28 protein-coding genes are annotated in these 25529 nt (G+C 52.2%); 9 read left to right on the top strand and 19 right to left on the bottom strand.

Going from position 1 to position 25529, the window contains the following annotated elements; genetic code table 11:
- From glmM to rlmE, 4 genes are all read right to left on the bottom strand, one after another.
- The gene (gene glmM, locus FDW98_RS19420) at positions 1 to 1338 is read right to left on the bottom strand and encodes a phosphoglucosamine mutase (RefSeq protein ID WP_096755525.1); all 1338 of its coding nucleotides are present in this window, start codon (positions 1336 to 1338) and stop codon (positions 1 to 3) included.
- A complete protein-coding gene (folP, locus tag FDW98_RS19415; RefSeq protein WP_096755524.1) occupies positions 1331 to 2179 on the bottom strand; it encodes a dihydropteroate synthase in 849 nt (282 codons plus the stop codon). Before folP ends, glmM begins: the two co-directional genes overlap by 8 nt.
- A gap of 284 nt (positions 2180 to 2463) precedes the next feature.
- The gene (ftsH, locus tag FDW98_RS19410; protein WP_096755523.1) at positions 2464 to 4395 is read right to left on the bottom strand and encodes an ATP-dependent zinc metalloprotease FtsH; all 1932 of its coding nucleotides are present in this window, start codon (positions 4393 to 4395) and stop codon (positions 2464 to 2466) included.
- A gap of 99 nt (positions 4396 to 4494) precedes the next feature.
- Positions 4495 to 5124: a 23S rRNA (uridine(2552)-2'-O)-methyltransferase RlmE gene (gene rlmE / locus FDW98_RS19405; protein ID WP_004106110.1), complete on the bottom strand. Its 630-nt coding sequence runs from the start codon at positions 5122 to 5124 to the stop codon at positions 4495 to 4497.
- 125 nt (positions 5125 to 5249) lie between these two features.
- Between rlmE and yhbY the strand changes: the two genes are divergently transcribed.
- Positions 5250 to 5543 carry a ribosome assembly RNA-binding protein YhbY gene (gene yhbY, locus FDW98_RS19400; RefSeq protein ID WP_096755522.1) on the top strand — a complete coding sequence of 98 codons (294 nt, stop codon included), beginning with the start codon at positions 5250 to 5252 and terminating at the stop codon, positions 5541 to 5543.
- A 153-nt stretch (positions 5544 to 5696) separates the two neighbouring features.
- Here yhbY and greA read toward each other — a convergent pair whose 3' ends face one another.
- A complete protein-coding gene (gene greA, locus FDW98_RS19390) occupies positions 5697 to 6173 on the bottom strand; it encodes a transcription elongation factor GreA (RefSeq protein ID WP_096755520.1) in 477 nt (158 codons plus the stop codon).
- Between the two features lie 247 nt (positions 6174 to 6420).
- Between greA and dacB the strand changes: the two genes are divergently transcribed.
- Positions 6421 to 7857, top strand: a complete 1437-nt coding sequence (dacB, locus tag FDW98_RS19385) for a serine-type D-Ala-D-Ala carboxypeptidase (RefSeq protein ID WP_096755519.1) — start codon at positions 6421 to 6423, stop codon at positions 7855 to 7857.
- 108 nt (positions 7858 to 7965) lie between these two features.
- Here the strand turns inward: dacB and cgtA are convergent, their stop codons facing one another.
- The 4 genes from cgtA to rplU all read right to left on the bottom strand — a co-directional run bounded on the left by cgtA (position 7966) and on the right by rplU (position 10835).
- Positions 7966 to 9138 (bottom strand): Obg family GTPase CgtA, encoded by a 1173-nt coding sequence (gene cgtA, locus FDW98_RS19380; RefSeq protein WP_096755518.1) that lies wholly within the window; start codon positions 9136 to 9138, stop codon positions 7966 to 7968.
- 15 nt (positions 9139 to 9153) lie between these two features.
- The gene (locus FDW98_RS19375; RefSeq protein ID WP_096755517.1) at positions 9154 to 10119 is read right to left on the bottom strand and encodes a DMT family transporter; all 966 of its coding nucleotides are present in this window, start codon (positions 10117 to 10119) and stop codon (positions 9154 to 9156) included.
- A 127-nt stretch (positions 10120 to 10246) separates the two neighbouring features.
- Positions 10247 to 10504 (bottom strand): 50S ribosomal protein L27, encoded by a 258-nt coding sequence (rpmA, locus tag FDW98_RS19370; protein WP_096755516.1) that lies wholly within the window; start codon positions 10502 to 10504, stop codon positions 10247 to 10249.
- A 19-nt stretch (positions 10505 to 10523) separates the two neighbouring features.
- The gene (gene rplU, locus FDW98_RS19365) at positions 10524 to 10835 is read right to left on the bottom strand and encodes a 50S ribosomal protein L21 (protein WP_003025032.1); all 312 of its coding nucleotides are present in this window, start codon (positions 10833 to 10835) and stop codon (positions 10524 to 10526) included.
- A gap of 258 nt (positions 10836 to 11093) precedes the next feature.
- Between rplU and ispB the strand changes: the two genes are divergently transcribed.
- Both ispB and sfsB read left to right on the top strand, forming a co-directional pair.
- The gene (gene ispB / locus FDW98_RS19360) at positions 11094 to 12065 is read left to right on the top strand and encodes an octaprenyl diphosphate synthase (RefSeq protein ID WP_096755515.1); all 972 of its coding nucleotides are present in this window, start codon (positions 11094 to 11096) and stop codon (positions 12063 to 12065) included.
- 237 nt (positions 12066 to 12302) lie between these two features.
- Positions 12303 to 12581: a DNA-binding transcriptional regulator SfsB gene (gene sfsB / locus FDW98_RS19355; protein ID WP_096755514.1), complete on the top strand. Its 279-nt coding sequence runs from the start codon at positions 12303 to 12305 to the stop codon at positions 12579 to 12581.
- 77 nt (positions 12582 to 12658) lie between these two features.
- Here the strand turns inward: sfsB and FDW98_RS19350 are convergent, their stop codons facing one another.
- The 10 genes from FDW98_RS19350 to mlaF form a co-directional block, all read right to left on the bottom strand.
- Positions 12659 to 13438, bottom strand: a complete 780-nt coding sequence (locus FDW98_RS19350; protein ID WP_096755513.1) for a DUF6708 domain-containing protein — start codon at positions 13436 to 13438, stop codon at positions 12659 to 12661.
- Between the two features lie 5 nt (positions 13439 to 13443).
- Positions 13444 to 15270: a hypothetical protein gene (locus FDW98_RS19345; protein WP_096755512.1), complete on the bottom strand. Its 1827-nt coding sequence runs from the start codon at positions 15268 to 15270 to the stop codon at positions 13444 to 13446.
- Positions 15271 to 15429: 159 nt separating this feature from the next.
- Positions 15430 to 16536 (bottom strand): T6SS effector BTH_I2691 family protein, encoded by a 1107-nt coding sequence (locus FDW98_RS19340; RefSeq protein WP_096755511.1) that lies wholly within the window; start codon positions 16534 to 16536, stop codon positions 15430 to 15432.
- 253 nt (positions 16537 to 16789) lie between these two features.
- Positions 16790 to 18049: a UDP-N-acetylglucosamine 1-carboxyvinyltransferase gene (murA, locus tag FDW98_RS19335; RefSeq protein ID WP_096755510.1), complete on the bottom strand. Its 1260-nt coding sequence runs from the start codon at positions 18047 to 18049 to the stop codon at positions 16790 to 16792.
- 53 nt (positions 18050 to 18102) lie between these two features.
- Positions 18103 to 18357 carry a BolA family iron metabolism protein IbaG gene (gene ibaG / locus FDW98_RS19330; protein WP_005121314.1) on the bottom strand — a complete coding sequence of 85 codons (255 nt, stop codon included), beginning with the start codon at positions 18355 to 18357 and terminating at the stop codon, positions 18103 to 18105.
- 171 nt (positions 18358 to 18528) lie between these two features.
- Positions 18529 to 18822 carry a lipid asymmetry maintenance protein MlaB gene (gene mlaB, locus FDW98_RS19325; RefSeq protein WP_096755509.1) on the bottom strand — a complete coding sequence of 98 codons (294 nt, stop codon included), beginning with the start codon at positions 18820 to 18822 and terminating at the stop codon, positions 18529 to 18531.
- Entirely contained in the window at positions 18822 to 19457 is a 636-nt protein-coding gene (mlaC, locus tag FDW98_RS19320) for a phospholipid-binding protein MlaC (RefSeq protein ID WP_096755508.1), read from the bottom strand. The genes mlaB and mlaC overlap by 1 nt, the downstream gene beginning before the upstream one ends.
- An 18-nt stretch (positions 19458 to 19475) precedes the next feature.
- Entirely contained in the window at positions 19476 to 20033 is a 558-nt protein-coding gene (gene mlaD / locus FDW98_RS19315) for an outer membrane lipid asymmetry maintenance protein MlaD (RefSeq protein WP_096759325.1), read from the bottom strand.
- Between the two features lie 4 nt (positions 20034 to 20037).
- Entirely contained in the window at positions 20038 to 20820 is a 783-nt protein-coding gene (gene mlaE / locus FDW98_RS19310; protein ID WP_045448070.1) for a lipid asymmetry maintenance ABC transporter permease subunit MlaE, read from the bottom strand.
- A gap of 7 nt (positions 20821 to 20827) precedes the next feature.
- Entirely contained in the window at positions 20828 to 21640 is an 813-nt protein-coding gene (gene mlaF, locus FDW98_RS19305; protein ID WP_096755507.1) for a phospholipid ABC transporter ATP-binding protein MlaF, read from the bottom strand.
- A gap of 215 nt (positions 21641 to 21855) precedes the next feature.
- Between mlaF and FDW98_RS19300 the strand changes: the two genes are divergently transcribed.
- Genes FDW98_RS19300 through lptA form a run of 5 tightly spaced genes read left to right on the top strand, consistent with a single transcriptional unit; the run spans position 21856 to position 25526 of the window.
- Complete coding sequence (locus tag FDW98_RS19300; protein WP_096755506.1) at positions 21856 to 22833, top strand: calcium/sodium antiporter; 978 nt, start codon at positions 21856 to 21858, stop codon at positions 22831 to 22833.
- Between the two features lie 13 nt (positions 22834 to 22846).
- Entirely contained in the window at positions 22847 to 23833 is a 987-nt protein-coding gene (kdsD, locus tag FDW98_RS19295; RefSeq protein WP_096755505.1) for an arabinose-5-phosphate isomerase KdsD, read from the top strand.
- A 31-nt stretch (positions 23834 to 23864) separates the two neighbouring features.
- Positions 23865 to 24431 carry a 3-deoxy-manno-octulosonate-8-phosphatase KdsC gene (gene kdsC, locus FDW98_RS19290; RefSeq protein ID WP_096755504.1) on the top strand — a complete coding sequence of 189 codons (567 nt, stop codon included), beginning with the start codon at positions 23865 to 23867 and terminating at the stop codon, positions 24429 to 24431.
- The gene (gene lptC, locus FDW98_RS19285) at positions 24428 to 25003 is read left to right on the top strand and encodes an LPS export ABC transporter periplasmic protein LptC (RefSeq protein ID WP_096755503.1); all 576 of its coding nucleotides are present in this window, start codon (positions 24428 to 24430) and stop codon (positions 25001 to 25003) included. Before kdsC ends, lptC begins: the two co-directional genes overlap by 4 nt.
- Entirely contained in the window at positions 24972 to 25526 is a 555-nt protein-coding gene (gene lptA / locus FDW98_RS19280; RefSeq protein ID WP_096755502.1) for a lipopolysaccharide ABC transporter substrate-binding protein LptA, read from the top strand. Before lptC ends, lptA begins: the two co-directional genes overlap by 32 nt.
- Positions 25527 to 25529 lie beyond the last annotated feature (3 nt).

Below are 25529 nucleotides of genomic sequence, written 5' to 3'. Positions count from 1 at the left end.
TTATACGGCTTTCACCGCATCTGCAATACGGTGCGCGAATTCAGTAACCTGCGCTTCATCTTCGCCTTCAACCATCACACGGATTAACGGCTCTGTGCCTGATTTACGCAGCAGAACACGACCTCGGTTACCCAACGCCGCTTCAACGTCCGCCATCACCGCTTTCACGGTTTCATGTTCCAGCGGATCGCCGCTACCGGCGGTGAAGCGAACGTTAACCAGCAGTTGTGGGAACATTTTCATACCGCTGCACAGGTCGTGCAAACTCATATGATTACGTACCATTGCTGCCAGCACCTGCAGACCCGCCACAATACCGTCACCGGTGGTGGTTTTATCCAGCAGGATCACGTGCCCTGAGTTTTCAGCCCCGATGCGCCAGCCTTTTTCCTGCATTTTTTCCAGCACGTAGCGGTCACCCACTTTCGCCCGAGCAAAGGGAATACCCAGCTGCTTCAGCGCCAGCTCGAGACCCATGTTGCTCATCAGCGTACCGACAGCACCACCACGCAGTTGCCCCTGACGTAACGCTTCACGGGCAATGATATACATGATCTGATCGCCATCGACCTTATTACCTTCGTGGTCCACCATGATCACGCGGTCGCCATCACCATCCAGCGCAATACCCAGATCGGCTTTTTCTGCAATCACGCGCGCCTGCAGCGCACGAACGTCGGTCGCACCCACTTCTTCATTGATGTTGACGCCATCCGGCTCACAGCCAATCGCAATGACATTTGCGCCCAGTTCACGGAGTACATTTGGCGCAATGTGATACGTCGCGCCGTTCGCACAATCCACCACGATTTTTAGCTCGTTCAGGCTCAGCTCGTTCGGGAACGTACCTTTGCAAAATTCGATATAGCGGCCCGCAGCATCGACAATACGGCTGGCTTTCCCCAGTTCAGCAGAGTCCACACAAGTGAGCGGCTTTTCCATCTCGGCTTCGATAGCTTCTTCAACGGAGTCAGGCAATTTGGTCCCGTCGATGGAGAAGAACTTAATTCCGTTATCATAAAACGGGTTGTGCGAGGCAGAGATGACAATCCCTGCTTCGGCGCGGAAAGCGCGCGTCAGATACGCAACCGCGGGGGTTGGCATTGGCCCGGTGAATGAAGCAGACAGTCCCGCTGCGGCCAAACCAGCCTCCAGCGCTGACTCCAGCATATAGCCAGAAATACGCGTATCTTTACCGATAATAATTTTACGTGAACCATGACGTGCCAGCACTTTTCCTGCCGCCCAGCCCAGTTTGAGCACAAAATCAGGCGTAATTGGGGCATCGCCAACGCGACCGCGGATACCGTCAGTGCCAAAATATTTACGATTACTCATAGCGTTTTTTTTCCTTTGCAGACAATGTGGCTTCCACCACACGCATCGCTTCTACGGTTTCTTTGACGTCATGGACACGAATAATCTGCGCGCCCTGCATGGCAGCAATCACTGCACATGCCAGGCTTCCGCTCAAACGTTCAGATGGCCCCACGTTCAGTAACTGACCAATCATTGATTTTCGTGACATCCCGACCAGTAGCGGCAGATTAAAATGATGAAACTCAGCCAGGCGTGCCAGTAATGTGTAGTTGTGGGTAAGATTTTTACCGAAACCGAATCCCGGGTCGAGCAACAATTTATCTTTTGCGATCCCAGCCCTTTCACAACGTGCTATTTGCTCAACAAAGTAGCGATTTACCTCAGCAAAAACATCTTCGTACTTTGGCGCTTCCTGCATGGTCTTCGGCTGCCCCTGCATATGCATCAGACACACGGGTAATCCAGTTTCCGCCGCAGCTTCCAGTGCACCTGGTTCTGTCAGGGAGCGAATATCATTAATGATATGCGCGCCAACTCGGGCACATTCACGAATCACCTCCGGTTTTGAGGTATCCACCGAGATCCACACCTCAAAGCGTTGGGCGATGGCCTCAACGACCGGGATCACCCGTTCCAGTTCTTCTTCTACGCTGACGTCTGCCGCCCCCGGCCTAGTGGATTCGCCACCCACATCAATGATAGTCGCCCCGGCGTTAATCATCAGATTGGCGTGTTTCACCGCCTCAACCAAGGTGTTGTGCGCGCCGCCATCGGAAAAAGAGTCCGGCGTGACGTTTAAAATCCCCATGACGTGGGGATGGCTGAGATCCAGCGAAGAACCCTGAGCAAAGAGTTTCATAGTGTTATCCCTGGTATATACCCATCGTCTTTCAAGCTGCATCTGCGTTAGCTTTATTCGGCCTTCGGCCTCACCCCTTCGGGGCCAGCGCAAGCGCTGTTCAAACCGGCATAGCCGGTTTGTCCTCTCTCACCCCAGTCACGTACTGATGTACGCTCCTGGGGATTCCCTGCGTCGCCGCCTTGATGCAACTCGAAATTCATTGGGTATAAGTTGATAAATAAAAAAACCCCGGAGCAAGCCCCAGGGTTTTCAATTAAAGCACGGTCATCAGCAACGATAACTTATTTGTCACCTAACTGCTCTGACATGTTACCCGGATTCGGCGAGGTCGGTTCATCGACCGGACGCGGCGCACTTGGGGTGCCATTATTGCCAGAGTTGTTAGACGCACCTGACTCTTCCCAACCTGCCGGCGGACGCACATCGCGGCGAGCCATCAGATCGTCAATCTGCGGTGCATCGATGGTCTCATATTTCATGAGCGCATCTTTCATCGAGTGCAGAATGTCCAGGTTATCGTTCAGAAGACGACGAGCACGCTCGTAGTTACGTTCAATCAGCAATTTAACTTCCTGATCGATAATGCGCGCGGTTTCATCGGACATATGTTTTGCTTTAGCAACAGAACGACCGAGGAACACTTCGCCTTCTTCTTCCGCGTACAGCAACGGACCCAGCTTTTCAGAGAAGCCCCACTGCGTCACCATATTACGTGCCAGGTTAGTCGCGACTTTAATGTCGTTCGACGCACCGGTAGAAACATGTTCAGCACCGTAGATAATCTCTTCAGCCAAACGACCGCCGTACAGCGTAGAGATCTGACTTTCCAGTTTCTGACGGCTAGCGCTGATTGCATCGCCTTCCGGCAGGAAGAAGGTCACACCCAACGCACGACCGCGTGGAATAATCGTTACTTTGTGCACCGGATCGTGTTCCGGTACCAGGCGACCGATAATCGCGTGGCCTGCTTCGTGGTACGCGGTAGATTCTTTCTGCGCTTCCGTCATCACCATGGAGCGACGTTCCGCACCCATCATGATTTTGTCTTTCGCTTTCTCGAACTCAACCATCGATACAACGCGCTTGTTACCACGGGCAGCGAACAACGCTGCTTCGTTCACCAGGTTCGCAAGATCTGCACCGGAGAAACCAGGCGTACCGCGGGCAATAATTGCCGCATCGATGTCCGGAGACAGCGGTACGCGACGCATATGCACTTTCAGAATCTGCTCACGACCACGAACGTCCGGCAGACCTACAACCACCTGACGGTCAAAACGACCTGGACGCAACAGCGCAGGGTCAAGAACGTCCGGACGGTTAGTTGCTGCGATAACGATAATACCTTCGTTACCTTCGAAGCCATCCATCTCAACCAGCATCTGGTTCAGCGTCTGCTCACGTTCATCGTGACCACCGCCCAGACCTGCGCCACGCTGGCGGCCTACGGCGTCGATTTCATCGATGAAGATGATGCACGGTGCTGCTTTCTTGGCCTGTTCGAACATGTCACGCACACGAGATGCGCCGACACCCACAAACATTTCCACGAAGTCAGAACCAGAAATAGTGAAGAACGGAACCTTCGCTTCACCCGCGATGGCTTTTGCCAACAGGGTTTTACCGGTACCCGGAGGGCCGACCATCAGGATGCCTTTCGGGATCTTACCGCCCAGCTTCTGGAAACGGCTCGGTTCGCGCAGGTACTCGACCAGCTCAGCCACCTCTTCTTTCGCTTCGTCACAACCTGCAACGTCGGCAAAAGTGGTTTTGATCTGATCTTCCGTCAGCATGCGCGCTTTACTCTTACCGAACGACATGGCGCCTTTGCCACCCCCGCCCTGCATTTGACGCATGAAGAAGATCCAGACACCAATCAGCAGCAGCATTGGGAACCAGGAAATGAAGATAGAAGCCAGCAGGCTCGGCTCTTCAGGCGGCTCGCCAACAACCTTGACGTTTTTGGTCAGCAGGTTATCAAGCAGCTTCGGATCGTTAACCGGGATGTAGGTCGTGTAACGGTTACTGTCTTTCTTGGTAACGTTAATCTCACGTCCGTTGATACGCGCTTCACGAACCTGGTCCTGATTGACCTCTTGCAGGAAGGTAGAGTAATCCACCTTACGGCCATTAGACTCGCTGGGCCCAAAGCTCTGGAATACTGACATCAGCACAACGGCAATGACCAGCCAGAGTATTAGGTTTTTCGCCATGTCACTCAAGGGATTAACCTCTTATTACAACTGTGTTAAAAACAGCGTCAGGATACTCTATATCCAGCGTCTTTCAAACTTTCGTTTAAAATCTGCCGGTTATGGTTTACGCCCGGTCGCTACAATGTACACTTCACGCGAACGAGCGCGGGAAGAGTCCGGCTTACGAACTTTGACCTTCGTAAACAGGGAGCGAATCTCTCTTAGATACTCATCGAAGCCTTCGCCCTGGAACACCTTAACTACAAAACTACCACCTGGCGCTAATACATCACGAGCCATTCCAAGCGCCAGCTCTACCAAATACATGGCCCGGGGAATGTCCACCGCCGGTGTTCCACACATATTTGGTGCCATATCGGACATGACAACTTGTACTTTACTGTCACCTACGCGCTCAAGTAACGCTTTCAGGACTAATTCATCACGAAAGTCGCCCTGAAGGAAGTCCACACCAACGATTGGATCCATAGGTAAAAGATCGCAAGCGATAATGCGGCCGCTGTTTCCGATCTGCGTAACCGCGTATTGCGACCAGCCACCGGGTGCAGCGCCGAGGTCAACTATCGTCATCCCCGGTTTAAAAATTTTGTCACTTTGCTGTATTTCATCAAGTTTAAACCAGGCACGGGAACGTAACCCCTTTTTCTGTGCCTGCTGAACATATTTATCGCTAAAGTGTTCCTGAAGCCAGCGGCTTGAGCTGGCAGAACGCTTTTTACCTGTCATTTTACTTTCCCATCGGGCAGTTCATCGTAACCAATGGTGTAAATTTCTACACTGCTATTTGGTGATATATGGGAGATGGCGGTAGAATGACCCGTTTTCAATCCCAACCTAAGCAAAAATATACGATGAATCTGAGTACTAAACAAAAACAGCACCTGAAAGGTCTGGCACATCCGCTCAAGCCTGTAGTCATGCTTGGCAATAATGGTTTGACCGAAGGGGTACTGGCCGAGATTGAACAAGCGCTAGAGCACCATGAACTTATCAAGGTGAAAATCGCCTCGGAAGATCGCGATAACAAAACCTTGATAGTGGAAGCTATCGTACGCGAAACCGGCGCCTGTAACGTACAGGTCATCGGCAAAACGCTGGTACTGTATCGCCCGACTAAAGAACGTAAAATCTCGCTGCCACGCTAAGAATATCCCAAAGTTGAACACGTAGTTTGTGTAAAACGCGGGAATTTCCGCTAGCAGGAGAGCAAAATGCCACGCTCTCTTCGTTGATAAAAGGCCGCTATGCGGCCTTTTTCCTTTCTTTACAATGTATCAACATCTTAACCAAGATGCGAATTACAGGTATTCTACTTTCACCACTTCATATTCCACTTCACCGCCCGGCGTTTTGATAACCACCACGTCATCCTGCTCTTTGCCAATCAGGCCACGAGCAATAGGCGAGTTAACTGAAATCAGGTTCTGTTTAAAATCAGCTTCGTCATCACCTACGATGCGCCAGGTCTGTTCTTCATCGTTATCAAGATTCAGAACGGTCACCGTTGCACCGAAAACGACACGGCCATTGTTCGGCATTTTAGTGACGTCGATAACCTGCGCGTTAGACAGCTTAGCTTCGATATCTTTAATGCGTCCTTCGCAGAATCCCTGCTGTTCACGGGCCGCGTGGTACTCCGCGTTCTCTTTCAAGTCACCGTGTTCACGCGCATCGGCGATCGCGGCAATGATTTCAGGGCGGCGCACAGATTTCAGAAAATCCAGCTCTTCACGCAGTTTTTCAGCACCACGTAAGGTCATCGGGATAGCTTGCATTTGTTATACCTCTTGAACATTCCTGTAGGGGGCGGTTGTCCTCACCCCGGCTGCTAAGCCCACCCTGGCAAACGCGATGCCAGAGTCAGAAGCAAAAAAATACCGACCCGGGCTCGAGGACCCAGGTCAGCTACAATTCTCTATTTGATGATCATTTTACCCTGGAGTTCCCTATGGGTCATCGTTTACTTTTTGGGGCGTTGCGCCGTAGTATGACGGCCTGTTTCCAGGTTGTTAGCGCGAGATTATGCGATTTCCCAGATTTACCATCGGATTGACTGCCAGTATTGCGGCGTTCAGCGTTCAGGCTGCGAATGTTGACGAGTATATCAACCAGCTCCCTGCCGGGGCCAACCTCGCCCTTATGGTACAGAAGGTTGGGGCTCCGACGCCTGCTATTGATTACCATAGCCAACAAATGGCCCTGCCCGCCAGCACCCAGAAAGTTATCACCGCCCTGGCGGCCTTGATCCAGCTCGGGCCTGACTTCCGTTTTACCACGACGCTAGAGACTAAAGGCAGCGTGGAAAACGGGGTATTGAATGGGGACTTAGTTGCGCGATTTGGTGCCGATCCGACGCTAAAACGTCAGGATATTCGCAATATGGTAGCAACCCTGAAAAAATCAGGCGTGACGCAAATTGCCGGAAATGTCCTCATCGACACGTCCATTTTCGCCAGTCATGATAAAGCACCTGGCTGGCCCTGGAACGACATGACGCAGTGTTTTAGCGCACCGCCTGCGGCGGCGATTGTTGATCGTAACTGCTTCTCGGTGTCGCTTTACAGTGCGCAAAAACCTAACGATCTCGCCTTTATTCGCGTGGCATCATACTACCCGGTAACCATGTTCAGCCAGGTTCGCACCCTCGCACGTGGTTCTGCAGAAGCGCAATATTGTGAACTGGATGTCGTTCCTGGCGATTTAAACCGCTTCACGCTAACCGGTTGTCTGCCCCAGCGCACCGACCCACTGCCGCTGGCGTTTGCCATTCAGGACGGCGCCAGCTATGCCGGGGCAATTATTAAAGATGAGCTGAAACAAGCGGGTATCGCCTACAGCGGTACGCTGCTGCGCCAGACGCAAGTCAACGAGCCGGGTACCGTTGTCGCCAGCAAGCAGTCAGCACCTTTACATGACCTGCTTAAGATTATGCTGAAAAAGTCGGACAACATGATTGCTGACACCGTTTTTCGTATGATCGGCCACGCGCGATTTAATGTCCCTGGCACCTGGCGCGCAGGTTCCGATGCCGTACGCCAGATCCTGCGCCAGCAGGCGGGTGTCGATATTGGTAACACGATCATTGCCGACGGATCCGGCCTCTCTCGCCACAACCTGATTGCGCCCGCCACCATGATGCAGGTGCTGCAGTACATCGCACAGCATGACAACGAGCTGAACTTTATTACGATGCTGCCGCTGGCAGGCCATGACGGCTCTCTGCAATACCGTGCGGGTCTGCATCAGGCTGGCGTGGATGGCAAAGTCTCCGCGAAGACCGGCTCGTTACAGGGGGTGTATAACCTTGCAGGATTCATTACCACGGCAAGCGGGCAACGCATGGCGTTTGTACAGTATCTGTCTGGCTATGCGGTAGAACCCGCTGACCAGCGTAACCGCCGTATCCCGCTGGTACGCTTTGAAAGCCGGTTGTACAAAGATATTTATCAGAACAACTGACGGTGATGCTGTCGGATAGCGCTTGCGCGTATCCGACCTGCAGCGTTTGCGGCCCGTTGATATTGTTGGCCGGATAAGACGCAATCGCGTCGCCATCCGGCACCAGGATTAACGCTTGTAGATGAACTCAACGCCTTCTTCGTCGTCTTCGTCCCAATCTTCATCCCAGTCATCTTCCGCTTCGTCTTCGACTTCAGCGAGCTGCTGACGGTGATAATCGTCCCACATGAACTCCACTTTCTCTGGCTGCTTCGCTTCTTCAGCCTGAACAATTGGGTTCTCAATGATAAACGTCATCACATCCCAGCAAAGATCCTTCACGCCCAGCTGACTGGCAGCAGAGATCAGGTAATATTTACCTTCCCAGCCCAGCGCTTCAGCGATCGCTTTCGCTTTCTCTTCCGCTTCGTCTTTGTCCATCAAATCAATTTTGTTGAACACTAACCAACGCGGCTTGGAGGCCAGATCCTGACTGTATTTCTCCAGTTCGCCAATAATAATACGGGCGTTTTCTACCGGATCTGAACCGTCAATCGGATCGATATCGATGAGGTGCAGCAGGACGCGGCAACGCTCCAGGTGCTTCAGGAATCGGATCCCCAGACCCGCGCCTTCCGCAGCGCCTTCAATCAGACCCGGGATGTCAGCAACCACAAAGCTCTTTTCGTTGTCCATACGCACAACGCCCAGACTCGGCACCAGCGTGGTGAACGGATAATCCGCCACTTTCGGTTTCGCTGCAGAGACCGCACGGATAAACGTTGATTTACCGGCGTTTGGCATACCCAGCATACCGACATCCGCTAACAGCATCAGCTCCAGCATCAGATCGCGTTTATCGCCCGGCGTACCCATTGTTTTCTGACGCGGAGTACGGTTGACCGAGGATTTGAAACGGGTGTTACCCAGACCGTGCCAGCCGCCTTTAGCGACCATCAGACGCTGACCGTGCTTGGTCATGTCACCCATGGTTTCGCCCGTGCCCTGATCGATCACACGCGTACCGACAGGCACTTTAATCGTAACGTCTTTACCACGCTTACCGGTGCAATCACGGCTCGCGCCATTCTGACCACGTTCCGCACGGAACGATTTTTCGAAGCGGTAATCGATCAGCGTGTTCAGGTTTTCGTCGGCTTCCAGCCAGACGTCACCACCATCACCACCATCACCGCCGTCCGGACCGCCTCTCGGGATGTACTTTTCGCGGCGGAAGCTGACGCAACCATTACCGCCATCACCTGCAACGACCAGAATCGATGCTTCATCAACAAACTTCATTTTACTCTCCGTAAATCATTCGCCTGAGCGGGGTTGCGAAACCACCGTTTCATGCTTACGTAAACCGCCCCAAATACGATGACCAATGGCGGAATACATCGCGCCCGCAACCACGATAAACGCACCGAGATAACCTAAAAGGTTTAGCATCGGTCTGGCGAAGAAATCGGGCCAGGCCAGTGATAATAAATCTGAAAATAATAACGTAAACAGCGGTGTGAGCGTAATAATGGCGCTCACCTGAGCCGCCTGCCAGCGCGCCATTGCTTCCGCAAGTGCGCCGTATCCTACCAGCGTATTCAGGCCGCAGAATATCAGGCAAGCCAGCTGCCAGTCGCTGAGCTGCGTTATCACACCGGGTTTAGCCAGCGGCAACAACGCGAGCGTACATAAAGTGTACAGTAAAAACAGGATCTGCTGTGATGCCAGGCGACGCAATAACACCTTTTGCGCAACCCCATAGCTCACCCAGACCGTCGCCGCACCCACACCAAAGATCACACCCCAGGTGTAATCAGTGAGTTTGGTAAAAATCTCGATCAGACTGGTATTAAAAAACATCACCAGTCCACTCAGCAGCATTATGGCGCCAATAATCTGCGTACCGCGCATCTTTTCCTTCAGGATAAAGACGCTGGCGACCATCATGCCAACCGGTGACAATTGTCCGATAACCTGCGAAGTCGTTGGGCTCAAATATTGCAAAGATGAACTAAACAGAATGAAGTTACCAAACAGCCCACCGGTGGCGATTGCCAACAATACCAACCAACGCGCTTTGCGAAAAATACGCAATGGCGGGAGCTTTTTTTTAACCGCAAGAATCGCCCCAAGGCCAATACTTGCCATTAAAAAACGGTAGAACACTACCGTAGGAGGCTCCATCACCTCCAGCACTTGCTTCATCGCTATTGGTAAAGCGCCCCAACAGACTGCCGTCGTCAGCGCTAAAAGAATACCAATACCTGCCTGCTGCTTCATGCCGTATTCCCTGCAAGAGCTCGTTTCCGGGTTGTCACGGCGAGACGAGCATATTTACCGGCCATCGAATGTAAAAAGCCCCGCAACACGTTGCGGGGCTTTCATCCGTTACCGGGACGCGAAAAACTTATTCAGCAACAATGCTGATGAAACGACGGTTTTTCGGGCCTTTCACTTCGAATTTCACTTTACCGTCTGCTTTAGCAAACAGAGTGTGGTCTTTGCCGCAGCCTACGTTAGAGCCAGCGTGGAACTGAGTACCACGTTGACGAACGATGATGCTACCTGCCAGAACTGTTTCGCCGCCAAAGCGTTTTACGCCCAGACGTTTAGCTTCTGAATCGCGACCGTTACGAGTCGAGCCGCCAGCCTTTTTATGTGCCATTTAATCTGCTCCTCTTAACTTAAGCGCTGATGCCAGTGATTTTCACATCAGTGAACCACTGACGATGGCCCTGCTGCTTACGGTAGTGTTTACGACGACGAAACTTAACAATTTTAACTTTCTCGCCACGACCGTGAGCAACGACTTCAGCTTTGATAACGCCGCCATCAACGAAAGGAACGCCGATTTTGACTTCTTCACCGTTTGCGATCATCAGAACTTCTGCGAATTCAACAGATTCGCCAGTTGCGATGTCCAGCTTTTCCAGGCGAACGGTCTGACCTTCGCTTACTCGGTGTTGTTTACCACCACTTTGGAAAACCGCGTACATAAAAAACTCCGCTTCCGCGCACACCTTTTTGATGATTCAGAGTGCGCTATAAATATTCACAATAGGGCGCGAATATTACGCAAAACGCGAGCCTTTGACAAGTGCTACCGTCAATACATGCAGAAAAAAAACACAACGTGTATGGTAACGTTTATCTGTGGCGTTTTTTCAGTACAATCAGCATATATTTCTAACCCTAAACCCGTAGTTACCTTGCCATACAGTGAGGTAATCGGGGCGAGAAGCCCGGCTTTTGCGATGAATTTAGAAAAAATCAATGAGTTAACCGCGCAAGATATGGCGGGTGTCAATGCGGCAATCCTTGAACAGCTCAATTCCGACGTCCAGCTGATCAATCAGTTGGGGTACTACATCATCAGCGGCGGCGGAAAACGCATTCGCCCAATGATCGCCGTACTTGCTGCTCGCGCCGTTGGCTATCAGGAAAACGCCCACGTTACGATCGCGGCCCTAATCGAGTTTATCCACACCGCAACCCTGCTTCATGACGATGTGGTGGATGAATCCGACATGCGCCGTGGGAAAGCAACGGCAAATGCAGCGTTTGGTAATGCAGCCAGCGTACTGGTCGGCGATTTTATCTATACCCGCGCCTTTCAGATGATGACCAGCCTTGGCTCACTGAAAGTGCTGGAAGTGATGTCTAAGGCAGTGAACGTCATTGCTGAGGGTGAAGTTCTGCAATTGATGAACGTCAACGACCCTGACATTACCGAAGAAAACTACATGCGCGTCATCTACAGCAAGACAGCGCGCCTGTTTGAAGCGGCGGCACAGTGCTCTGGTATTCTTGCCGGCTGCAGCGAAGAACAAGAAAAAGGCTTGCAGGATTATGGCCGCTATCTTGGCACAGCTTTCCAGTTAATCGACGACTTACTCGATTACAGCGCAGACGGCGAGCAACTGGGTAAAAACGTGGGCGACGATCTCAACGAAGGGAAACCGACGCTGCCGCTGCTGCATGCGATGCGCCACGGTACCCCAGAACAGGCGCAAATGATTCGTCAGGCTATCGAGCAAGGAAACGGGCGTCATCTTCTGGAGCCGGTTCTGGAGGCCATGAACGCCTGCGGCTCGCTGGAATGGACCCGCCAGCGTGCAGAAGAAGAGGCCGACAAGGCCATCGCCGCGCTTCAGGTACTCCCTGAAACGCAATGGAAAGAAGCCCTGATTGGCCTGGCACATATCGCCGTACAGCGCGACCGTTAATCCTTTCCTCACCTTTCTTCGTATAACATCATCCCGTGCACTGCACGGGATTTTTTTACATTCCAGCAAATTCCAATAAGCACAACAATTTTACATAAAACTAGAAAAAATCTTGGTTTATTCTGAATATACAAACCCTTTACACGAACACTTTAGAACATTCGTTCTCCGCGAGTATAGTGTCACTACTGGCTAATTGTTAAACCACAAGTGGTGAACCAAAGGAGAAAGGGACGTATGGAAAGCAAACTCATTGACTGGCATCCAGCTGATATCATCGCAGGACTGCGCAAGAAAGGGACCTCAATGGCCGCAGAGTCGCGGAGAAATGGGTTGAGTTCATCAACGCTGGCAAATGCATTAACTCGTCCATGGCCAAAAGGAGAACTCATTATCGCTAAAGCGCTAGGCACGGAACCTTGGGTAATTTGGCCGTCGCGATATCACGACGCAAAGACGCATGAATTCATCGACAGAACACGGATGATGAGAGTGCGTAAAAACAGCGAAAAATAATGGCACACAGCGATAGAAGTCTTTGTAGTATGGTTAAGGATAAAACGACTAATCCTTAACCGCTTATCCGACTTATTTTAGTACGGTGCAGTCGAAGACTGTTTATCGATATCTTCCGGCCAGCGGACGGTGGTAAAGGGCGTCCAGTCCCGGGGTGTATCGGTCCATAACGGATTTTTCGGCACCGGCTTTGCTTCCATATAGTGACAGCAATGACTCCACAGGCCGTAAACCGCTGACACATCCCCCACGGTCCAGGTCAGGACAAAACGGTCCACAACGTCGCAGGTGCCTGGTTTACAGACCGCGCAGTATATCCGGTGCCCCCATTCTGCATGCCCGCTCATCTGCACCCGCTCGGCATGAATATCCGCCCAGTCAAAAACCTTCACCTGCACCGGCCAGCGTTTCCACGGCCAGATACCGCGCTGGTATTCATAGGCATACACTTTCTGCCGCTTACGGTTAAAGCGGAGCGGCGCACCACGGGGTTCGAATAAAACAATTTTAAGAAAAAAAACATTCAATGAACCTAATAAAATAAAAGATATTAAATAAAAAATAAAACCTGATATTCCGGAAAACATATCCAATAAGGCATAAGGTGAAGTAACGAAATAACAAGCAGATAATAATATAACGATGCAAACCAACCATACTCCCCACCAGCCATGATTTACATAGCGGGGGATCTCCATCCAGATATCATTAATTTCATTCACACGGATTAGCTGCGGTGGATAAAACTGCTCTGCCGCCGTATCGGGCAGATCGCCGCTCCAGTGTTCCACTGGCGGTATCATCCGTGGCGTCACCGGTTGGTGGGTTTTCCTGGCACGACGTTTAATCTTGCCCATTGTGTTTAGTCCCGCTTCGCGCTGACCGTCAGCCCCAGTTGATAATGGGGGTCGCTCTTATCTGGCCAGTATGCAACCACCAGCGTGGCCTCTGGCGTGCTGAATTCCTTCACCCAAATGCTGACGATCACGCTCAGGCTTTTCGGTTTTGTGACTTTTTCGTCCTTATTATCCGCACCTTCAATGCGATATGCATATTTATAGTAGCCCTGCGGACTGCTGCTCTGGCGATGGTTTTCAACGCCTGGCACATCACTGGATTCAGCAAACAATACCTGGCTCCCCCCGGTCAGCGTGAGCGACCAGCCGCTGCGTTCTTCCTGCCATCCTGGCAGGCTTACGCGAAAATCCAGTCGTCGGTGTGCCACAGCGTCGATGGTTGTGTTGCCCGTCACGACATCCAGCGCCGAGGCGAAGGCGATATCCGCCACCATTCCGCTAACAATGGCCCGGTATTCCACTACGGACTCCGCCAAATCCTCGAGACTCCAGGCTCGCCAGACAAAACTGTGAAATTCGCTGGCCGGAATGCCAAAGCAGGAGCGCCGCAGCCAGTGTTCAAACGCCGTCGTCCTTAGTTCGTTGGCAATAAACGCCAGCGTAACCCCGGCAATGATCAGTAGAGTGGCCCATCCGGCAGGACCAAGTCCAAGGAGACCGGTAGTACTGATCAAGGCAAAAATGCCATGCCCCCCATACCCCCCGCTGATAATTCCACTGGAAATAAACGCCACTGCACTTATTCCATAAGCGTATGTTGCGCCGGCATCGCCTACCTTATAAGCTTCCCAACCATCCTTCCCGTTTCTCAACCCCTCCACAATAGCCGCCATCCCACCCAGTACCGCACCAAACCGGACCAATGAAGGTATCTGCTGCGCTTTGGAGAGCACCGCCCAGTTTTGTTTTAACGCCAGTTTGGAAGCAAAGCCGGAGAGCTCCGTGAAACCCTCAATAAGCAGCAGGTTGTTAATGGAAATATCGGCAACAACATCCACATCGGAGCCACCGGATGTCTCCAGGCGTTCTAACAGATCGCTCCAGTTTGCCACCTGTAGCGCCATCAGCCCGGCTCCCAACATCAGTCCGGCGCTGTCACCGCTAATCAGGCGCATTCCCCGCTCATGCCATACTGCCAGTTGTGCATAGCTTGCTTTTACTACCGGGCCAGCAAGCCCTTTTCCCTGTAATGACAGATCGGAAATAAACAGGTCGTGGATCTCACTGACCATTGCCGGATTGTTGAAAGGTGTTTTCCCCATATTAAGATAAGGGAGTTCCGCCCGTAGCTGCTCCAGTGTACCGGGCGCGCTGTAACGCACCCGTATTGGGGTATCCAGTGCCTTGCCCCGCATGCTCATTAGCTCATCAACTACCCGCGCGCCACCGCCCCGATAGCCAGTATCTTTAAAAGTAGCGTTATTCACTGACAGCGACTGACGTAAGGTCTCGTTATTTTTAAGATGCCGCTTTAACTTACGGAAGGTCGTTTCATACTCCAGCACAACGGTAGATTCTCCCGCAGTTAGCATTGCCGCCTGTGTCATTGCCAGATAACTTTTGCGGGTCGCTTCATTCAACGTTTTGTTCAAACGGCTGAATGAACCCGCAGCCGCCAGAAGCCTGCTTGCCCATCCCTGCTTAATGGCTGCACTTTTCAGATATCGGCCAAATTCATCCGACGTTGCTGCCGCCTTGAGATCACCATAAACATTAGCGCCGCTGAACACGAGTGCCGTCAATGACGTTTTCATTCCGGTAAACCCCAGCCAGGCTGGAGAATCGGATGTCTGTAGCCACTGGTGCCAGACTTTGTCCGTCGCCTCCCCCATAGCCCCGCCCTGAAGGCAGGCTGACAACGACAGCATCTGCACCGCCCAATCAGCAATACATGTTTCCGGAGCATAGTCATTAGTGAGAATATTTTGCCAAAGCACAGACTGGTACCAGGCCGCCAGATCGGTATCAACGTCATTAAGTCGTTGCAGCGGCTAGGTGAATTTACTGTCAAACTGTCTGTCAAAATCAGCCCTGACCGGCTCCTTATAGCTTTTTAATAAGCGGGCATACTTTCGGGCAAACGCCTCTGCAGCAACATCTTCTTGCGGAATAGCCTTTGGTCCATAACTGCCGATTGACGGTCCAGTAGATTCAACAAGCGGGCCACTTTGCGCGGTAATATCAGACTTTAGTTTCTCGAGATACTGGGTGATGGCCTGCGATATCACATATTGGTGGAGAACTTCTGGTCGCTCAATATAGGCCTGAATAGACTCCGTCAGCTGCATGCGGGCGTTGTTCAACTCCTGAATAATACCCATCTCATCAGCAAGCGGTACTGCCATTACAGTACAGTGATACTCCTGAGACAAGCGGAATATCTGATAGCTCAACGCGTCCTGCTTTTCAGGATCGGTGCGAGGGTAAAATCCATGCACGCCCCCCACATCGTCACCCTCAACCTGTTCAATATTTTGAAAATTTTCGCTGTTAAATTCGGCCACGTTGGCTTTGAGCGTAGAAAGAGACTCATCCAGAGCAAAGCATCCATCCCCGGATACCTGTCCTTCTTTTGAGAGGATAATTTTGGTAAAACGACTGTCCGGACGGGAACCATCCTGGTAGCCTTTCAGCACATCAGGACTCCATGGATAACGACTAAAGGCCAGCCAGGCCTCGCTGTAGCACGTATTATCGATGTTGATAAACCCTGCTATAACATCATGGTTAGTCATCCTGCACATCTGCGCAAGCGGCTCGACGGTGTCACCTTCTGGCATTAATAGCGCCTCAAATTGCCGCATACACCCATCCGCCGTAACTTCATAACCATGCCAGACAATTTTATCGAGTAGTACATACAGATACCCCATCCGCAACGTGCGCAGGGCATACTTAAATTCGTCTCCGCTTAGCTGGACATCCTGTTCAGGGACTTCGGGACGCCATGTTGAGCCAGCCTGCCCTCTCGGTACTGCAGCGACGCGCAGTGGGTAGACAGGAACACCTTTACGTTCACAAACTCTGCAACCGGTAGGGTACGAAGCTGCCTGCAGGCTGGCGACACGATTACGGTTTAATTCTTCACGAAGTCCCATAGCGAATTAATCCATTATGTTTGCATGGTTTAATGCGCATACTACTCCATAGTGACTTAACCGAAATTCGATCCACCTGAAATTCAGATATTATCAAGGAAGAACTGGCGACCCAGACAGCCAAAGGCTAATCGGCATTCAAGGAACTGCAGCAATTTTAGTGATCAATGCGCAACTGGCATTTACTGTCAGGTAGTGACGTACTACGAGGGGTCAGACTCTCGCCAGAACGGCGAGAGTGCTGCAGAAAAAATTACTCGCCTTTCACGCGCTCGATATTTGCGCCCAGCGCACGCAGCTTATCTTCGATGCGCTCATAGCCGCGATCGATGTGATAAATACGATCAACTACCGTGGTGCCTTCTGCAATACAGCCTGCCAGTACCAGGCTTGCTGACGCACGCAGATCCGTTGCCATCACCTGCGCGCCGGAGAGCGTTTCAACGCCGTGACAAATCACGGTATTGCTTTCAATCTCTGCGTGAGCGCCCATACGGCTAAGTTCAGGCACGTGCATGAAGCGGTTTTCAAACACGGTCTCCGTAATGAAGCCGGTGCCTTCTGCCACCAGATTCAGCAGCGTGAACTGTGCCTGCATGTCGGTCGGGAACGCCGGATGCGGAGCAGTGCGCACATTGACCGCTTTCGGACGCTTGCCGTGCATGTCGAGGCTAATCCAGTCTGCCCCGACTTCAATATCCGCACCCGCATCACGCAGCTTCGCCAGAACGGCATCCAGCGTGTCCGGTTGTGCGTTATGGCAGATGATTTTGCCGCGAGAAATCGCCGCTGCCACCAGGAACGTCCCGGTTTCAATACGGTCTGGCAGAACGCGATACACGCCGCCACCGAGACGCTCAACGCCCTCGATGGTGATACGATCGGTGCCCTGACCGGTGATCTTCGCACCCAGTGCAATCAGGAAGTTCGCAGTATCAACGATTTCCGGCTCGCGCGCGGCGTTCTCGATGATGGTCGTACCTTCGGCAAGCGTAGCCGCACACATGATAGTGACCGTCGCGCCGACGCTCACTTTATCCATCACGATGTGCGCGCCTTTCAGACGGCCATCAACGGACGCCTTCACATAGCCTTCTTCCAGCTTGATGGTCGCCCCTAACTGCTCCAGACCGGTAATGTGCAGGTCAACTGGACGCGCGCCAATCGTGCAGCCGCCCGGCAGTGATACCTGGCCCTGACCAAAGCGAGCCACCAGCGGCCCCAGCGCCCAGATGGACGCACGCATGGTTTTTACCAGGTCGTATGGCGCGCAGAAGACGTTAACGTCGCGAGCATCAATGTGCACGGAACCGTTACGTTCAACCTTTGCGCCCAGCTGACTCAGCAGCTTCATCGAGGTGTCAACGTCCTTCAGTTTCGGGACGTTTTGGATTTCGACAGGTTCTTCTGCCAGTAATGCCGCAAACAGGATTGGCAGTGCGGCGTTTTTAGCGCCTGAAATTGTGACTTCGCCCTGGAGCTTAGTCGGCCCCTGTACACGAAACTTATCCATTATTCTGTTCTCTGTTAAGAATTCATATTCGCTACCGGCGCATCACCCGTAGCTCAAAAACCGTTAAGTTTGCGATCGCGTGCCCATTCCGCTGGGGTAAATGCTTTGATCGACACGGCATGAATGCGGTTGTCCGCAATGTACTCCATCAATGGGCCATAGACCGATTGCTGCTTCTTGACCCGGCTCATGCCGTCAAACATCTCACCCACGGCAATAACCTGAAAGTGACTGCCATCGCCAGAGACGTGGACTTCCTGGAGGGAGAGTGCGTTCATCAGCACGCTCTGAATTTCATTATTTTCCATGGGCTCTTCATTCGTCAGATAGTGAAAACAGCCCAACATCTTAGAGCAAAGTTGCGCTGTCATAAATAAGCAAAAAGCCTCGCCGATAAATCAGACAAGGCTTTGGTGGCTGCTACCCCCTCAGGGGGTTTGCCGGATGGCGGCACAAGACCTTATCCGGCCTACAAAAAATTAACGCGGAAGGACATCGTCAGGCAGATTGTAAAGCTTTGCCAGCGTATAAACCTTATCGTTCACACCGCTGAGTACGACACGGTTCCCCTGCCTCTTGCCCTGGTCAATAAGATGGACCAGCAGTGCCAGTCCACCGGTATCAACCCGGGAAACCTGGCTCAGATCGATGCAGGTAACCCCTTTCATCGCTTCAACACGCGCATCCCATAATGGGTTTAACACGTCCTGATCCAGTTCCCCCACCAGCAACAACTTGTCACCTTCACGCGCCCAGGCGAGTGACTGCGTCATTATTTTTTCTCTTCCAGCGTGATTTTCTGCTGAGAAATAGATTTCAGCTGCGCCGTCAGGCCATCAATACCTTTGGTCCTCAGCAGGTCACTCCACTCATTTTGTTTGGTGGTGATCATGCTGACGCCTTCGGCGATCATGTCATACGCCTGCCAGTGACCGGTCTGGGAGTTTTTACGCCACTGGAAATCCAGACGTACCGGAGGACGGCCATTCGGATCGATAATGGTGACACGGATCGGCACGATGGTCGCGTCACCCAGCGGTTGTTCCGGGGCAATCTGATAAGTCTGGCCATGGTACATCGCCAGCGCCTGACCGTAGGCCTGTTTCAGGTACTCACGAAACGCAGCAAAATACGCGTCACGTTGTGCAGGCGTCGCTTCTTTGTAATAACGACCCAGCACCAGCGCGCCGGCATATTTCACCTGCACGTACGGCAACAGCTCCTGATCGACGATATCACGCAGGTAATCCGGGTTAGAACGGATTTTCGGCTGTTCGTTCTTCAGACGGTCGAAGGTTTTCTGCGCCGCCTCATCCATCTGTTTGTAAGGGTTGGCTTGATCCGCTGCCATTGCTGCGCTAAGTGGAGCAATGACCAGCATAGCCACCATCATCAATCGTTTAAACATATGTCGATTCTCCTGAGATTATTTCGTCGCGCCCGCAGGCGTGGTGGCTTCATTATTACCCTGAGCCGCAATCGGCGCATCGCCAGAATTCTTATTGTCATCGCCTTTACTGTTACTGTTGTAAAGGAACTGACCAATCATATCTTCCAGCACCATCGCCGATTTGGTGTCCTGGATCGTATCACCATCCTTGAGAATAGCGGTTCCCAGTTCAGGATCCTCAAAACCGACGTTCAATGCCAGATATTGCTCACCCAGCAGACCGGAAGTGCGGATACTCAGCGAACTGGTATCTGGAATCTGGTTAAAGCGCGATTCAATCTCCAGCGTCACACGCGGCAGGTACGATTTCGGATCCAACGAAATATCCGACACGCGTCCAACAACTACCCCGCCAATCCGCACCGGAGAGCGTTCTCTCAAGCCACCAATGTTATCAAAGGTCGCATAAATCGTGTAGGTCGGCTCAGTACGCATAGAGGTGACGTTAGCTGCTTTCAGGCAGACGAACAGCGCCGCCAGCAGCGCAACCAACAGGAATAACCCGACCCAAATTTCATTTTTTTTCGTTTGCATGAACTCAATTCCCAAACATCAGTGCGGTCAGCACAAAATCCAGCCCCAGAACGGCAAGAGAGGCGTGCACAACGGTACGTGTCGTTGCCCGGCTAATCCCGGCAGAGGTCGGGATTGCATCATAACCATTGAACAATGCAATCCATGTGACCGTAATGGCGAACACCACGCTCTTAATTAAACAGTTGACCAGATCCAGGCGCCAGTCGACGGCATTTTGCATCGCAGACCAGAAAAAGCCTGCATCAATACCTTTCCAGCTTACACCGACCAGTGAACCGCCCCAGATACCTACCGCGACAAAAATAATCGTCAGCAGCGGCAGTGAAATCACCCCCGCCCAAAAGCGTGGGGATATCACCCGACGCAGGGGATCAACCGCCATCATTTCCATACTGGAAAGCTGTTCGGTTGCCCGCATCAGACCAATTTCTGCGGTTAAGGCCGACCCGGCTCGCCCGGCGAACAGCAGCGCCGCCACAACCGGTCCCAGTTCACGCAGCAGCGAAAGCGCCACCAGCATACCAAGACTGGTTTCCGCACTGTAGGTGGTCAGAACCAGGTATCCCTGCAGCCCCAACACCATACCGATGAACACGCCAGAAACGATAATAATCAGCATCGATAAGACGCCGACATTATAGAGCTGACGGATCAGAAGCGGCGCATGTTTGCGAAACTCCGGCTTGCCGACTACCGCATTGAACAACATTAATCCGGCACGCCCGAACGTCCTGAGGGTTTTAATCCCTCGATGTCCGAGTGAGGCCAGCGCATTTAACAACATGGATGGCTTAACTCCCTGTTTTAAGTAAATCGGAGTGGTAATCGCCCGCCGGGTAGCGGAACGGAACCGGCCCATCAGCAATGCCATCGAGGAACTGACGTACACGCGGATCGGCATTTTCTTGCAGTGCCTGAGCACTACCGTAGGCCACAATTTTTTTATCCGCCATTATATAGGCGTAATCCGCAATACTCAGAACCTCCGGCACATCATGAGACACCACCACACAGGTGACGCCCAGTGTGCTGTTCAGTTCAGAGATCAGCTTCACCAGCACGCCCATGGTGATGGGGTCCTGACCGACAAACGGCTCATCAAACATGATCAGGTCTGGTTCCAGCGCAATGGCGCGCGCAAGTGCGGCACGTCGCGCCATACCACCAGATAATTCAGAAGGCATTAATTTTGCTGCACCGCGCAGGCCAACGGCCTCAAGCTTCATCATCACCGTGCTTTTCAGCAACGGCGAGGGTAGCGTCGTATGCTCACGCAGCGGATAGGCAACGTTGTCGAACACGTTCATATCGGTAAACAGCGCACCCGATTGAAACAGCATACTCATACGTTTACGCACGGTGTACAACCGCGAACGAGACATGGCCGGGACGTTCTCGCCATCAAACAGGATCTCACCCTTATCCGGGGGAATTTGTCCGCCAATCAGACGCAACAGCGTCGTTTTGCCGATGCCTGATGGCCCCATGATCGCCGTTATCTTGCCGCGCGGCACCGTCAGGGAAATATTATCAAAAATGCAGCGGTCGCCTCGGGAAAAGCTGACATCGTGCATATCGACTAGATTCGCCACAGACTGACCCATTGATTCATCCTTTACTATTGCCTCGTTGATCGAAGAGTTTGGCGCTCAATTTAGCCATGAACCCAACATATTTACAGATTATTACCCGCTCTGGTTAGCGAAAGCTGGCATTTGTTTTACTTTTTAGCCGCATAAAGTCAAAATTAAGACTTCGTTACGGCTTCCAGAAGATCCTTCACGTGGACCGGCGAGTATACCTGAAGAAAGGACTTTAGATGCTTTTAGCGACGGCGCTGTTAATAATTGGTTTACTTCTGGTGGTCTACGGTGCCGACCGTCTGGTATTTGCCGCCTCTATTTTATGCCGCACCTTCGGCATTCCCCCCATCATCATTGGGATGACCGTCGTCAGCATAGGCACATCGTTACCTGAAATTATTGTCTCCGTTGCCGCCTCTATGAATGGGCAGCTCGATTTAGCCGTCGGCACCGCGCTCGGCTCAAACATCACCAATATTCTCTTGATTTTAGGCCTGTCAGCGCTGATTCACCCTTTTACCGTGCATTCTGATGTTCTGCGTCGCGAATTACCGCTAATGTTGCTGGTCAGTATTCTGGCCGCATCCGTGCTGTACGACGGGGAACTGAGCCGCAGCGATGGTTTTTTTCTTCTGCTTCTGGCCGTGCTATGGCTGCTATTCATTGTTAAAATCGCGCGGTTGGCGGAACGGGAAGGCAATGACAGCCTGACCCGGGAGCAAGTGGCTGAACTACCGCGCGAAGGGGGACTACCTGTCGCCTTTTTGTGGCTGGGCATTGCGCTGATTATTATGCCAATGGCAACGCGAATGGTGGTCGATAACGCCACCGTGCTGGCGAATTACTTTGCCATGAGCGAGCTCACCATTGGATTAACGGTGGTGGCGATTGGCACCAGCCTGCCAGAGCTGGCAACGGCTATCGCGGGCCTGCGTAAGGGTGAAAATGATATTGCTGTCGGCAACATCATCGGTGCCAACATTTTTAATATTGTTATCGTTCTCGGACTCCCCGCACTGATCACACCAGGCGAGGTCAATCCGATGGCCTTCGTCCGTGACTACAGTGTGATGCTACTGGTAAGTGTTATTTTTGCATTACTCTGCTGGCGACGTCCGCGCCAGATTGGTCGCGGTGCGGGTGCGCTGCTGACCGGCGGTTTTATCATATGGCTGGCGATGCTGTATTGGGTATCGCCACTTCTCGTTGGATAACTGGAAACGCATTATGTCGCACTTAGAGTTGCAACCGGGTTTTGACTTTCAGCAAGCAGGCAAGGAAGTCCTGGCTATTGAACGTGAAGGCCTGGCGGAGCTTGATCAGTACATCGACCTGAACTTTACCCTCGCCTGTGAGAAAATCGTCAACTGCGCGGGTAAAGTTGTGGTGATGGGAATGGGGAAATCCGGGCATATCGGGCGCAAAATGGCCGCCACGTTTGCCAGTACCGGTACGCCGTCCTTTTTCGTACATCCTGGTGAAGCCGCACACGGCGATCTGGGCATGGTATCGCCGCAGGACGTGGTGATCGCCATTTCTAACTCCGGAGAATCCAATGAGATTGCCGCGTTAATTCCAGTGCTCAAACGCCTTCACGTCCCGCTTATCTGCATGACCGGTCGTCCGGAAAGCAGCATGGCGCGTGCAGCAGATGTGCATCTGTGTGTTAAAGTACCCAAGGAAGCCTGCCCATTAGGTCTGGCGCCGACCAGCAGCACAACCGCGACGCTGGTGATGGGCGATGCGCTCGCCGTGGCATTATTGAAAGCCCGCGGCTTTACTGCGGAAGATTTTGCGTTGTCACACCCCGGTGGCGCACTGGGGCGTAAGCTTTTGCTGCGCGTTAACGATATTATGCATACGGGCGACGAGATCCCGCATGTGAATAAAAACGCCAGCCTGCGCGATGCGTTACTTGAGATTACGCGTAAAAATCTCGGCATGACCGTCATTTGCGATGACACCATGAAGATCGACGGCATCTTCACGGATGGTGACTTACGCCGCGTCTTTGATATGGGCGTTGACGTTCGCCAGTTGGGGATTGCCGACGTGATGACCCCCGGGGGCATTCGCGTGCGTCCGGGCATTCTTGCCGTGGACGCTCTGAATTTAATGCAATCCCGCCATATTACCTCGGTGATGGTTGCTGATGGCGACCGTTTACTCGGTGTGTTACATATGCATGATCTCCTGCGTGCAGGCGTAGTGTAAAAAGTAAAGTAGAAACGCAAGGATAAAAGAAATGAGTAACGCAGGTGCGTCGCTTGCGACCTGTTATGGACCCGTCAGCGCTGAAGTCATCACCAGGGCAGAGAATATTCGTCTGCTGATCCTTGATGTGGATGGCGTACTGTCTGACGGCCTGATTTATATGGGCAACAACGGCGAAGAACTCAAGGCGTTTAACGTCCGTGATGGCTACGGAATTCGTTGTGCGCTCACTTCCGGTATCGAGGTTGCTATTATTACCGGACGAAAGGCTAAACTTGTAGAAGACCGCTGTAACACGTTGGGGATTACCCATCTGTACCAGGGACAGTCGGACAAACTGGTGGCCTTCGACGATCTGCTCAACAAGCAGGCGATCGCGCCGGAACAGGTGGCATACGTCGGCGACGATCTGATCGACTGGCCGGTGATGGCGAAAGTCGGATTAAGCGTGGCGGTAGCGGATGCCCACCCGCTGCTGATCCCTCGTGCCGACTATGTCACGCGCATTGATGGAGGGCGCGGCGCGGTACGTGAGGTCTGCGATTTATTACTCCTGGCGCAGGGCAAACTGGACGAGGCCAAAGGTCAATCGATATGAGCAAAACCAGACGTTGGGTTATCATTCTACTGTCGCTGGCCGTCCTTGCGCTGATCGGTATTAACCTGGCAGACAAAGACGACACCACTCAGGTGGTAATCAATAACAACGAGCCGACCTATAAGAGCGAACATACCTACAGCGTCGTGTATAGCCCGGAAGGCGCACTGAGCTATCGACTTATCGCTCAACACGTTGAATATTATTCCGCTCAGGCTGTTTCGTGGTTTACTCAACCGGTATTAACCACGTTTGATAAGGATAAAGTGCCGACCTGGTCTATCAAGGCTGATAAAGCCAAATTGACTGAGGATCGGATGCTGTATCTGTATGGCCATGTTGAAGTCAACGCCCTGGTGGCAGACTCTCAACTACGCAGAATTACGACCGATAACGCGCAGATTAACCTGGTGACGCAAGATGTTACCTCAAACGATCTGGTCACGTTGTATGGAACAACATTTAACTCCAGCGGACTGAAGATGCGCGGCAATTTACGCAGCAAGAACGCCGAGCTGATTGAAAAGGTTAGAACCTCATATGAAATCCAAAACAAACAAACTCAGCCTTAATCTTGTGCTTGCCAGCTCCCTTCTGGCCGCCAGCATTCCGGCATTTGCCGTCACCGGCGATACCGAGCAGCCGATTCACATTGAATCGGATCAGCAGTCCCTGGATATGCAGGGTAACGTGGTGACATTTACCGGTAATGTTATCGTGACGCAGGGCACCATCAAAATTAATGCCGATAAGGTTGTCGTGACCCGTCCGGGCGGTGAAGACGGTAAAGAAGTGATCGATGGCTACGGCAATCCGGCAACGTTTTACCAGATGCAGGATAACGGTAAACCCGTTAACGGCCATGCCTTACATATGCACTATGAACTGGCAAAAGATTTTGTTGTGCTGACGGGTAAAGCCTATCTGGAGCAGGTGGACAGCAACATCACCGGCGACAAAATTACCTATCTGGTAAAAGAGCAGAAAATGCAGGCCTTCAGCGATAAAGGTAAACGCGTCACTACCGTTCTGGTGCCGTCACAGCTGCAGGATAAAAACAAAACCAAAGCTCCGGCAGAGAAAAAAGGTAACTGATTC

The sequence above is a fragment of the Citrobacter sp. wls711 genome (assembly GCF_005281055.1).
Lineage (GTDB): Bacteria > Pseudomonadota > Gammaproteobacteria > Enterobacterales > Enterobacteriaceae > Citrobacter > Citrobacter gillenii.
Note: the sequence above shows the minus strand (reverse complement) of the source record. Positions and strands in the feature narration are given on the sequence as shown.